This window comes from Rhodococcus sp. (in: high G+C Gram-positive bacteria) (assembly GCF_049286785.1).
In the GTDB taxonomy this organism is placed as follows: Bacteria; Actinomycetota; Actinomycetes; order Mycobacteriales; family Mycobacteriaceae; genus Rhodococcus_F.
Map to the genome: position 1 here is coordinate 1 of NZ_JBAQEO010000878.1, position 11423 is coordinate 11423.

An 11423-nucleotide genomic window follows, 5' to 3' on the forward strand; every position below is an offset into this window, starting at 1 on the left:
CGGCCGGCCATCCACTGCAGATTCCCCTGCCGCAGAGAGGTCCCCGATGACGCTCACGCGGCGGGTGCGAGTTCAGTTGGCGGTGTTCGTCGTTCTGGCCTGCGTCGGACTGGTGGTGACGGGTTTCGGATATGCCCGCATTCCACAGATGCTCGGTGTCGGTACCTACCCGGTGTCGATGGAACTGGCCGATTCCGGTGGCCTGTACGAGAACGCCAATGTCTCGTACCGCGGTACCACCATCGGCAGGGTGAGCGAGGTGCGGATGACCGCAACCGGGGCGCGCGCCACACTCCGTCTCGACCGCGGCATCGACGTGCCTGCCGATCTCGATGCGGAGGTCCGTAGCCAGTCCGCAATCGGCGAGAAGTACGTCGAGTTGACGCCCCGGCAGAGCGGTGGAGAGATGCTCACCGCAGGTTCGGGCATTTCGCTCGATCGGGTGAGAATTCCCGAAGAAGTAGGGCCGGTCCTCGACCAGGTGAACGCCACCCTGGGCAGCATTCCGCGCGGTGCCCTCGATACCGTCCTCGACGAGTCGTACACGGCGGTCGGCGGTTCCGGACCCGATCTGCGCAGGCTCCTCGACAGCACCGAGGTATTGCTGCGCGACGCGCGTGACGCCCTCGATCCCACCGTCGTGCTGGTCGACCAGGCGGTCAGCTTCCTTGCCGCACAGGCCGCGAGTGATGACGCGATCCGCTCGTGGAGCACCGATCTCGCGACGATGACCACGCAGGTTCGAGACAGTGACGCACAGTTGCGTTCGATCCTGCGGCGGGGGGAGCCGAGTGCCGGGGAAGTATCTGCGATGTTCGCGGATCTCGCGCCCGTACTTCCGGGCCTGCTGCCGAATACGGTCGGCCTCGAGAAGCTGGCTGCCACGTACAACCGATCCATCGAGCAGATCCTGGTGCTGTATCCGCAGCTCATGCGGGTGACTCAGTCCGCGGCAATTCCCAACCAGGACAACCCGATGCAGAACACGTATTTCAACACCGAACTCAACGACCCGCCGCCTTGCACCACCGGATTCCTGCCCGCGGACCAACGACGCTCACCCACCGAACTCGACGTCCCGGAGACACCGCGGGACCTCTACTGCAAGCTGCCTCAGAATGACCCCAACGCGGTCCGCGGTGCACGGAACCTGCCCTGCATCGAGTTCCCCGGCAAGCGCGCGCCGACCGTCGATCTGTGCCGCGAGCCCGAAGGATATGTGCCGAACTGAAATTCCGGCAGCTACACACTGTCGAGGAACGGCTCCACCTCCGCGAGAACCTCGGCGCTCGCAGCGACGGTGGTCGAGTGGTCGAAGCCGGGAATGACGGCGAGGGAGGCTCCGGGAATCAACTCGGCCATGTGTTCGGTGTCGTCGACCCGGGCGGTGTCCTCCGAGCCCACGAACAGCAGGGTGGGTACGGAGATCCGGCGGAGAACGTCGTCGTCCACACCGGGTTCCACCGCCGAGCGGCGCATGTAGGCGGCGAGGGCCTCCGCGTCGTCGGCCTCGAAGGCGGCGCGGGTGCCCGGGTCGATCGGCCACGAACGGCGAGCACCCCACTGTTCGAGGAAGGCGTCCATGCCGTCCCGTGCCAGGACATCGGCGCAGCCGGGGAAGAAGAGGCGATCGAAGGCTCCGGCCTGCGGACGGCTGCTCCCGCCGCCGATGATCAGACTGCTCAGCCGTTCCGGGGCACCGGCAGCCAGCGCCAGCGCAACCCGCGCGCCGAGCGAATAGCCCAGCACGTGCGCGGTCGGAACGTCCAGATGATCGAGGACCGCCAGGACGTCACCGCTCACCAGTTCCATGCTGTACGAGTCTTCGTCGTGAGGTGTGTCGCTACGCCCGTGACCCCGCAGATCGACCAGGATCAACCGGTACCGGTCCCGGAGCGCCCCGACGTAGCCGAATCCACGCCAGATCGCACTGGAGAGCGCTGTGCCGTGGAGGAGGACCAGGGGTGGACCGTCGCCGATCGTCCGATATGCGACCCGGACACCGTCGACGGGATTGATTGCGTACTGCACCCGCCCAGTGTGCAACACCTTCCGTTGCGGGCAGGGCCGACCTCGCGGACAGTGGACACATGCCGAACGCGCAACCCCCCGTTCCTCTCGACCCCGAGCAATTACTGGCGACCGCGATCGCCGAAGCGGAGCAGGGGGCCCGGGAGGGAGGTATCCCCATCGGCGCGGCATTGTTCCGTAACGACGGAACTCTGCTGGGGCGCGGCCGAAACCGTCGTGTCCAGGAGGACGACCCGTCGATCCATGCCGAGACCGACGCATTCCGTGCGGCCGGACGGCAACGGGACTACCGCTCGACCATCATGGTGACCACGCTCTCGCCGTGCTGGTACTGCAGCGGATTGATTCGTCAGTTCAACATCGGCGCGGTGATTGTGGGAGAGAGCGTCACGTTCACCGGCGGTCACGAATGGCTGCGTGAGAACGGGGTGGACGTGACCGTTCTCCGCAACCAGCACTGCATCGAACTGATGACCGAGTTCATTGCTGCTCATCCGGCTCTGTGGAACGAGGACATAGGAGCTCCGCCTCGGTGAGTTCGAGCGTGCGGGTGACGCCGAGGTCACGGAGGAACTGCTCGTCGTGGCTCACCACGACGAGTGCGCCGCGGTAGCTGCGCAGGGCCTGGGTGAGGTGTTCGAGACTGGGCAGGTCCAGGTTGTTCGTCGGCTCGTCGAGCAGGAGAAGACGTGGCGCCGGCTCGGCCAGGAGGATAGTCGCAAGCGCTGCCCGTAACCGCTCGCCACCGGACAACGCCGACGCGGGCAGGTCGGCATCGTTACCGCGGAAGAGGAATCGAGCCAGCTGCGCGCGAATCTGTTCCCTCGACGCGTGCGGTGCGGCCGCTGCCACGTTCTCCGCCACTGTCAGCGACTCGTCGAACACGTCGAGTCGCTGCGGCAGAACCTTGAACGGCACTCGCGGCCCGGCCGCCGCGACGGTCTCGAGCAGAGTCGTCTTGCCGATACCGTTCCGCCCGACGAGAGCGATACGTTCGGGCCCTACGAGATGTAGGGACACCAGCTGTCCAGTCGCGAGCCGCACCTCCTCGAGTGCAACCACCTCCTGCCCCGAATGAACCTCGGTTGCGGGGAGTTCGATCCGAACCTCACGGTCCTCCCGCAACGCGCTCTCGGCCTCGGTGAGCGTCTCCCGGGCCTCGTCGACCTTCGCGATGTGGTTGTTCCTGAGCTTGCCGGCCGACTCCTGCGCCTGCCGCTTGCGGAGTCCCATCACAATCTTCGGCTCACGCTTGTTCTCGTACATCTTCTGGCCGTAGCGCGCCCGCCGGTCCAGCTTGATACGGGCCTCGACCAACTCCCTCTTCTGCTTCTGCATATCGCTCCGTGCATCGCGCACCGCGGCCCGTGCCGCCTCCTGCTCGGCAGCGACGATGTGCTGGTAGGCCGTGAAGTTGCCGCCGAACAGCCGAATGGCGCCACCGCGCAACTCCGCGATGGAATCCATCAGATCGAGCAGTTCGCGGTCGTGACTCGCCACCAGCAGCGTCCCCGAAAACTGTTGCACCACAGCATAGAGCCGCCGACGCGATTCACCATCGAGATTGTTGGTGGGCTCGTCGAGAAGCAGGACATCCGGATCCGTCAACAGCTGCGCCGTGAGGCCGAGCAGCACCGTCTCTCCTCCTGACAGCGTGCCCACGGCGCGGTCGAGATCGGACGTGTTCGCCACAACCTTGCCGAGACCGAGCCTGTGCAAGGTGGACACGGCACGGTCCTCGATGTCCCAACGGCCCTGCACCGCGTCGAAGTCGCCGGGTGTTCCGGCGCCGGTTTCGATGCGACGCAACGACTCCCGTACGTGGCCGATCCCGAGGATTCGATCGATCCGCAACGCGCGATCGAGGGTGATGTCCTGGCGCAGGTACGCCACGTCACCATGGGCTGTGATCGAGCCGCGGTCGGGGAACACTCGTCCGGCGATCAGCCGCAGAAGTGTGGACTTGCCCGACCCGTTGAGGCCCACCACTCCCGTGCGGCCGGCGGTGAACACGGCATCGAGACCGTCGAACACCGGTTCGCCGTCGGGCCAGCTGAAGGTGAGGTCGGAAAGGGACAGACAGGATTGGGACATGGGCACTCCAGAGGTATGCGGATGACGACTCGCGTAACTACCTCTGCAGGAGCAATGGCCCGTTCCCTTTGTGTTGACGCGCCGGGTGCGCATCGGTGACGTCCACGGTACGACGCTGTCGATTGCCGTGCAATCGAATTAAATCTGGGGACCTTCCGCTCGCAGTTCGTCAACTTTTGCCATCGCTTCGCGAAGCTCGGCCAGCCACTGCTCGCTGTGCTTGCCGGCGAGCCGCACCGTCCACATCAGGGCGTCCGAACGAGACCGTGCTACACCGGCGTCGACCAGCGTGTCGAGAACCTTGCGTTCGGGTTGGCGGAGTCGGGTCATCACCGGAACGGCGAGATGAGTGAACAATGCCCGTCGGCCGTCGAGGGTGACTCCCCAGGCCACCTTGCGACCGTACCGGGCCTCCGCCTCGGCGGCGATGCGCATCCGATCGGCGCGGGTCGATTCGCGGAACCGCGAGATGCGACCTTCGACGGCGGCCTCCGAGGCCGACTCGGATGTGGATTCGACCGGCGGCAACTCGCCCACCACCACGATCTCCTCGCGATCCACCTCGACGGTGGGGGGACCGGTGAACCATTCGTCGGGAAGGCGACCCCCGAGCCAGTCGGCCGCATCGCTCGCGTCGGGAACTTCGGCCTGCTGCCATCCGCCGGATCTGCCGTAGCGGCGGGAGCCTGGGCCTTGTGTGTCTCTCATGGCTTCTTCCTCCTCAGGAGAGCCCGTGCACCAGGCAGTGCACTGATTACATGATTACACCGTTGACCCGGTGCCGCCACCCACTAAGGCATCATCGTGTGCGTGCGCTCCTCAACCGTCCGTCACAGTCCCCCCCGTCCCATGGCTGCCGTTCGGTTCTCGGCCGCCGCCGCAGTTCTCACAATGGTCCTGTCGGCCTGCGGTCTCTTCGGACCCGACCAGCCCGACACCGTCTCTCAGCAATTCGCCGACGCGTTGAACAGCGACGACGTGCAGACCGCCGCAGATCTCACGACGGATCCTGCCGCAGCGTCCGCCGCGATCACCGCGATGTACGAGGGACTCGGCAACAAGAACGGAACGTTCACTCGCGCCGAGGTCCAGGAGACCGGCGACGGGTCGGGAACATTCACAATGGACGTCTCGTGGCCGTTCGCGCCGGGGCAGGAGTGGAAGTACAGCACCACGGGCAGTGCATCCAAGGTCGGTGACGACTGGAAGGTCGATTGGGATCCCGCTGTACTCGCGCCCGGGCTCACGCCCGCCGCCACCGTCCGCTACACGCCGACGATGGGCGCCCCGCCTCAGGTGTTGTCGGCATCGGGGGTGCCGATCCTCGAGGAACAGGTGGTGACCCTCGTCAACGTCGCGCCCGGAGCGGATACGGCGGCGGTGGCCGGGCTGCTCGCCCCTGTCGCGCCCACCATCACCGCGGCGTCACTGCAGCAGGATCTGGCAGCGGGCCAGGGCAAGCCCGTCACCGCGATCACGCTGCGCGCCGAGGATCTGGCGCCCATCGAACCGCAACTCGCTCAGCTCCCCGGCGTCACCCTCGCACCGCAAACCAGGTTGCTGACGGTCGACAAGGCGCTCACCTCGCCCACGCTGTCCGGACTCGGCGAGCTGTGGCAGCAGGGACAGGACGCGTCGGCCGGCTGGGCTGTGCAGTTGGTTGCCCAGGACGGTTCCGCGAAGACCATCGCGGGAAAAGACGGTCCCGTCGCCCCCGATATCGCCACCACCTTGGACCTGCCGACGCAGATGGCCGCGGAGCGGGCGCTCGCCGACGTGCCCCAGCAGGCGGCGATCGTGGCGATCCGGCCGTCCACCGGCGCGGTCGTCGCAGTGGCCCAGAACGCTCCCGCCGATGCTCTCGGACCGATTGCCCTGACCGGCCTGTACCCGCCGGGATCGACGTTCAAGACGGTGACCACCTCGGCCGCGCTGCAGGCGGGCGCCGTCACCCCCGACACCGTCCTGCCGTGCCCCGGCACCGAGAACATCGAGGGCAGGCAGATACCCAACGACGACGAATTCGATTTGGGTGCGGTTCCGCTGCACACGGCCTTCGCACGGTCGTGCAACACGACCATGGGCAGGCTGGCGGTCGCCCTGCCCGCCGACGCCCTGCGGAATGCGGCCCTGCAGTTCGGACTCGGTGTCGACTACGTGACCCCCGGTCTGACCACGGTGACCGGAAACGTGCCACCCGCCGACACACCGGCAGCACGCGTGGAGTCAGCGATCGGGCAGGGGCAGGTGACGGCCACCCCATTCGGGATGGCATTGGTGGCCGCGTCGATCGCACAGGGTTCGACTCCTTCCCCGATGCTCGTCCAGGGTCAGCCCGGTGTCGCCGACCAGACGCCGCCCGCAGTGCCCGCGAACGTCACCGCGGACCTGCGAACGATGATGCGGGAGACGGTGACGGGCGGCACGGCCACCGCGCTTCAGGACATCCCCGGGCTGCTGGGCAAAACGGGTACCGCGGAGTCCGGAAGTGGTCCGGCTCACGGTTGGTTCGTCGGAATCAAGGACGACCTCGCGTTTGCCGTCTTCGTTGCGACAGCTGACAGTTCGGCGCCTGCGGTGCAGGCGGCGGGACGTTTTCTCCGCTGAATCCCGGTCACGGGTTGCCCGGCAGAGATAAGTTGTGGCCCAACCGTAACTCCTTCGTAGGCAACAAATGCTTGATACAGATGTGGCGGGATGCAAGATGAGAGACATGGGGAATGGACGATCGCTGGACCGTCGTGGAAAGTACGTGATCGCCCTGGCGTCGGCTGCCATTTTGGCGGTGGTTCTGGCGTCATGTGTCTTGACTCGGGAAGAACCCGATGCGCAGTCGGTGGTCAACAAATTCGTCAGTGCGCTCAACGACGGGGATGCCGCGGCGGCCGCCGAGCAGACGTCCTACCCCAACGCCGCGGAATCGGCGATTCAGCAGATGTTCGACGGGCTGAAGACCAAGGACGCGAAGTTCGATCTCACCCAGTTCATGGATCTCGGACCCGGCTCCGGATTCTTCACGATGGCCGCCGGCTGGCATTTCGGTGAGGGCAAGGACTGGAACTACCAGATTCAGGGTGGCGTGCGGAATCTTTCCGTGGGCTGGCGCATCTCCTGGGACCCGTCGATCCTCGCCCCCGATCTGGGGAACGGGCGTGTCGTCCGGTACGACCGGACGGATGCCGCCCCGCCGCGCGTCTTCGATGCCACCGGGAACCTGCTCATGAACGAGCAGACCATCAACGCGGTCACCCTCGATCCCGCCACCATGCCCGATCCCGTCGCCACCACACGGCGGTTGGCGGAGGCTCTCGAGCCGGTGGCCCCGCTCGTCACCGCCGACTCGATGATGGCGGACATGGCGAAGAAGCCCGGCGAGCAGGTGACCGCCGTGCTGCTGCGCGACCAGGACTACCAGTTCCTCGAGGAGGATCTGGCCATCCCCGGCGTCGTCGTCATCAAAACCCCCAAGCTCATCACCTCGGACCGCCGGATCACGACGCCCCTACTGGACCCGCTTCGGAAGGTATGGCAGGCCAACCGCGACGCCACCGCCGGCTGGGCGGTGCACCTCGTCGACCCGGACGGAACACTCATTCCCCAGGCAGGATTCCAGGGTCCACCCGGCCCGGACATCCCCGCGACCATCGATTCCCGGCTGCAACTCGCGGCCGAGGAAGCTGTGGTGAGCGTCGGCACGCCCGCGACCATCGTGGCTATACAACCGTCGACGGGAGCCGTGCTCGCCGCAGCCGAGAACAACCAGGCCATGGAACAGGGATCGATCACCTTCGACGGCCTCTACCCTGCCGGATCGAATCTCGACCTCGTGAAGCGGGCCGCCGCACTGCAGAAGGGTGTCGACCCGAACTCGCTCTCGATCGAGGACATCGAGAAGGCCGGCAACCAACTCGGACTCGGGATGAACTATAACGTTCCCGGGTTCGACCACGAGACGGCCGTGTTCACCGCCGACAAATCACGCATGAACCAGGTGATGAACCGGGACAACAGCGACGCCCGACCGGCGGTCACCCCGTTCGGGATGGCGATGCTGGCGGCGTCCATTGCGCGGGGCAATGCACCCGCTCCGATGATCGTCCACGGTCAGCCGGGTACCACCGACGTGGCGGCGGAACCGTTGCCGGCCGGGATCAATGAACAGCTCAGGGGCATCATGCGGGACAACGTCGTGCGCGGCGCCGGTTCCTTTCTCAACGGATACCCCGACCTGATCGGCATGAACGGTGCCAGCGGGGACGATCGGTGGTTCTACGGTTCGAGGGGTGACCTGGCGTTCGCCGTCTTCGTCGCCGACGCCGACGGAGGCGACCGGGCCGTCAAGATGACCGACATGCTGTTCCGTGAGATGGCGAAGCCGGCGAACTGATCTTCACCGGGGGTTGAACCGCGAATAGTCTCCGAACGACCACCGCAGCGGATAGGCCCCCTCGATCTGGACAACGTGCTCCACGTCGAAGTCGATCATCTGCTTCGCGCCCGGTACCGCCGCCGCCCGTCCGGGGTCCCAGTCGACGTGGGCCCGTCCGGTGAGATGCAGCGCGCCGCCGCGCTCCCAGTCGAGGAACAACAGTCCGCAGCGTGCGTCGAGCTCGAGGTTGCCGAGGGTCATGTACATCTGGTTGCCGGCGTAGTCCGGCCACGACAGGCGCCGCTCGGTCGATACGGAGACGAATCCCGGGTTCCCGCCCCGATGTGACACGTCTGCGCCCAAGCCCTCGGCGTGCGTGGCCACGAAGAAGGTGTCCGCCGTCGCGATCCGCTTCTGCTGCTCGGTGGTAAGTAGCTCACCGCGATGGATCTGCACCGAGCCGGGCTTCGCAGGAGACGGTTCCCGGACCTGGATGTACTTGGGGCAGTTCGCGTATACCTGCTCCGTGCGAACTACCAATTTGTCGCCGGTATTCAGCGCCCCGCCGTTGATGCGCATTCGCCGCCGGGTCTTTGGGTCGATCGCGAGGATTCCGATCTCCCGTGGGGAATCGAAGAGCCCCGCGAGCGGGTCGAGGGGGCCCGGAAGTGTATCGACGACCACCGTTCGGTCGTCGGTCGCCGCGACGAATCCCGGCGGTCCGACGAGCAGTCCGGCCCATATCGAACCGTCGTTTGCGGCGGCACCGATCACGATCATCGGTTGCTCGGACAGGAATCGGGCGGCGACAGGCGGGATGGAGGAGGAGACGCGCGCGGAACCCCACGGCGTGACCCGCACACCGGTCCTCGCTTGAACGGCGAGTTCACCGTGGTGGTCCATCAGAAGAATCCGCAGGTCGGCGCACCGGATGTGGGGGCGGGTGCGACATCGGCGCCTGCTGGTGCGTAGATCTCCAGGCGCAGTCCGTCCGGGTCGCTGAAGAAGATACCGCCGGACGACGTGCCTTCGCCGTGCGGGACGACGCCGTCATGAAACAGCGTCGCGCCGAGCTCGCGGACCGTCGCCTCGGCCCGGTGCACCGCGTCGATGTCGGGCACCTGAAATGCCAGGTGATGGAGACCCGGGGAATCGGTATCGAATGTGCCGGAACTTTGCTGCCACAGCGTCACCATCAAGGTGGTGTCGAGTCCCAGGAAGGCGAATCGGCGATCGCCCTCGGTCTGCTCCCCGAGTATGTCGAACCCGAATATCTTCCGGTAGAACGCCGTCGAGCGAGCCAGGTCGGTCACGTTGAGTCCAATGTGACCCGTCTGCAGGGTAGCCATCGTGTCTCCAGTTCTAATGGTTGTGAGTGGTCTATGCATTAGAAACTATGGTGAATGACCTAACGTTGTCAAGCGTTGATTACCATTAGAAATATGGACGAGCATCCAGGAGGAGCACCGCTGCTCGGCGAACCACTCCCCATCGAGCTGATCAACACGACCTACGCCGTGCGCGGCCGTCCGCAGGAGGGTCTATGCACACCCGAGCAGCTGGCCACGTGGTTGCGCGACGTGAAGTTCGAAACCGATGACGTGACCGATAGTGACCTCGCCGCCGCACGGGAGCTTCGCGATGCGACAAGGGCGATCGCCTCGGCAACGGTCCATGGAGAAGTCCCCGACCAGGAGGCCGTCGCTACCCTCAACCGGTACGCGGAAAGCCCTCCGCGGTGGCGTGAACTGCGTACGGAGCCCGAGTTCCACTCCGTCTCGTGCACGAGCGGCACACCGGTCGCCGCGGCGCTCGCCGCGATTGCCGCGGACGCCGTCGACCTGTTCGGTGGCCCATTGCGCCACAAACTGAGGGCATGCGGGGGCCCGGGCTGCGTGCTCTACTTCATCAAGGACAGACCGCGCCGGGAATGGTGCTCGCACGGCTGCGGAAACCGGGGCCGCGCCGCCCGCCACTACGCGAGGACGCGTCAGTCCGACCAGTCGCCCGAAGCCGGCGCATGAGCGGGGAATGTGAGGACGGGTAAGTTTCTTCCCTGTGCCCCTGCTTGATCTCGGTCTCCTCGTCGTAGCCGGGTTCTTCGCGGGACTGGTCGGATTCGTCACCGGACTCGCCTCGATCGTGTCGTATCCGGCATTGCTGGCGGTCGGGCTCGCACCGGTGTCCGCCAATGTCACCAATACAGTCGCCATGGTCGCGGTGGGGGTGGGTGCGCTGTCGAACTCCGCGCGCGAAGTGGCGGACACAGGTCCGAAATTGTGGCGGTGGGCGCTGTACTCGGCTGCCGGTGGGCTGGTGGGCGCCGCGATCCTGATGCTGGCACCGGAGGGCTCGTTCGAGGCTGTGGTGCCGTTCATGGTGGCATTCGCCGCGGTCGCGCTGCTTCTGCAGCCGCGGATCCGCGCGCTCGCGGGGGATCGTGATCTGCCGGGTGTCTACTCCATGTCGCTGTTCGCCATTGCGGTCTACGGCGGCTACTTCGGTGCGGGAGCGGGTGTGATCTTCCTGGCGGCCGCCCTGATCCTGACGTCGGAATCGATCTGGCGGGCGACGATCATGAAGAGCTTCTTCCTCGGTATCGCCAACCTGATCGCGGCCGTCGGTTTCGCGTTCTTCGGTCCCGTCCACTGGGGCGCCGCGGCCGCGATGGCGGTCGGCGCGCTCGCGGGCGGGTGGTGCGGTCCGCCTGTGGTCAGACGGATTCCGCCGTCGATTCTCCGAATTGTGATCGGGGTGGCAGGACTGGGCCTGGCCGCCTGGTTGTGGATGCGCTGAGACGGACGGTCTCAGGCCTTGACGCGTGCTCGGCCGATCGCCCGCCACCCGATGAGGAAGAGGGCCAGCACGGTTCCGGCTACCAGGATGAAACTGAACGCGGTGCCCTGACCACTGACGACACGCAGCACCA

At 66.2% G+C, this 11423-nt stretch carries 12 protein-coding genes; 6 read left to right on the forward strand and 6 right to left on the reverse strand.

Annotated features, from left to right (window positions below; translation table 11 throughout):
• Positions 1 to 1231, forward strand: a 1231-nt coding sequence (locus tag WAW17_RS31285; protein ID WP_422336718.1) for an MCE family protein, incomplete at its 5' end; no start/stop codon positions are given.
• An 11-nt stretch (positions 1232 to 1242) separates the two neighbouring features.
• Here WAW17_RS31285 and WAW17_RS31290 read toward each other — a convergent pair.
• Positions 1243 to 2049: an alpha/beta fold hydrolase gene (locus WAW17_RS31290; protein ID WP_422336719.1), complete on the reverse strand. Its 807-nt coding sequence runs from the start codon at positions 2047 to 2049 to the stop codon at positions 1243 to 1245.
• Between the two features lie 41 nt (positions 2050 to 2090).
• On the opposite strand from WAW17_RS31290, the gene WAW17_RS31295 reads away from it, so the two are divergent.
• Entirely contained in the window at positions 2091 to 2567 is a 477-nt protein-coding gene (locus tag WAW17_RS31295) for a nucleoside deaminase (RefSeq protein ID WP_422336720.1), read from the forward strand.
• On the opposite strand, the gene WAW17_RS31300 is transcribed toward WAW17_RS31295, so the two are convergent.
• Positions 2512 to 4125, reverse strand: coding sequence for an ABC-F family ATP-binding cassette domain-containing protein (locus tag WAW17_RS31300; protein ID WP_422336721.1), 1614 nt, complete (start codon positions 4123 to 4125; stop codon positions 2512 to 2514). The genes WAW17_RS31295 and WAW17_RS31300 overlap by 56 nt on opposite strands.
• 138 nt (positions 4126 to 4263) lie before the next feature.
• Positions 4264 to 4833: a hypothetical protein gene (locus tag WAW17_RS31305; RefSeq protein WP_422336722.1), complete on the reverse strand. Its 570-nt coding sequence runs from the start codon at positions 4831 to 4833 to the stop codon at positions 4264 to 4266.
• A gap of 90 nt (positions 4834 to 4923) precedes the next feature.
• On the opposite strand from WAW17_RS31305, the gene WAW17_RS31310 reads away from it, so the two are divergent.
• Positions 4924 to 6732 (forward strand): penicillin-binding transpeptidase domain-containing protein, encoded by a 1809-nt coding sequence (locus WAW17_RS31310; protein ID WP_422336728.1) that lies wholly within the window; start codon positions 4924 to 4926, stop codon positions 6730 to 6732.
• 97 nt (positions 6733 to 6829) lie between these two features.
• Positions 6830 to 8512, forward strand: a complete 1683-nt coding sequence (locus WAW17_RS31315) for an NTF2-like N-terminal transpeptidase domain-containing protein (protein WP_422336723.1) — start codon at positions 6830 to 6832, stop codon at positions 8510 to 8512.
• Between the two features lie 3 nt (positions 8513 to 8515).
• Here the strand turns inward: WAW17_RS31315 and WAW17_RS31320 are convergent, their stop codons facing one another.
• Together WAW17_RS31320 and WAW17_RS31325 are read right to left on the reverse strand one after the other, a co-directional pair.
• Positions 8516 to 9397, reverse strand: coding sequence for a pyridoxamine 5'-phosphate oxidase family protein (locus tag WAW17_RS31320; RefSeq protein WP_422336724.1), 882 nt, complete (start codon positions 9395 to 9397; stop codon positions 8516 to 8518).
• Positions 9397 to 9843, reverse strand: coding sequence for a VOC family protein (locus tag WAW17_RS31325; RefSeq protein ID WP_422336725.1), 447 nt, complete (start codon positions 9841 to 9843; stop codon positions 9397 to 9399). The genes WAW17_RS31320 and WAW17_RS31325 overlap by 1 nt, the downstream gene beginning before the upstream one ends.
• Before the next feature lie 93 nt (positions 9844 to 9936).
• On the opposite strand from WAW17_RS31325, the gene WAW17_RS31330 reads away from it, so the two are divergent.
• Both WAW17_RS31330 and WAW17_RS31335 read left to right on the forward strand, forming a co-directional pair.
• Positions 9937 to 10518 (forward strand): CGNR zinc finger domain-containing protein, encoded by a 582-nt coding sequence (locus tag WAW17_RS31330; protein WP_422336726.1) that lies wholly within the window; start codon positions 9937 to 9939, stop codon positions 10516 to 10518.
• A 34-nt stretch (positions 10519 to 10552) separates the two neighbouring features.
• Complete coding sequence (locus WAW17_RS31335; RefSeq protein ID WP_422336727.1) at positions 10553 to 11290, forward strand: sulfite exporter TauE/SafE family protein; 738 nt, start codon at positions 10553 to 10555, stop codon at positions 11288 to 11290.
• A gap of 11 nt (positions 11291 to 11301) precedes the next feature.
• Here the strand turns inward: WAW17_RS31335 and WAW17_RS31340 are convergent.
• Positions 11302 to 11423, reverse strand: a 122-nt coding sequence (locus WAW17_RS31340; protein WP_422336729.1) for a DUF3054 family protein, incomplete at its 5' end; no start/stop codon positions are given.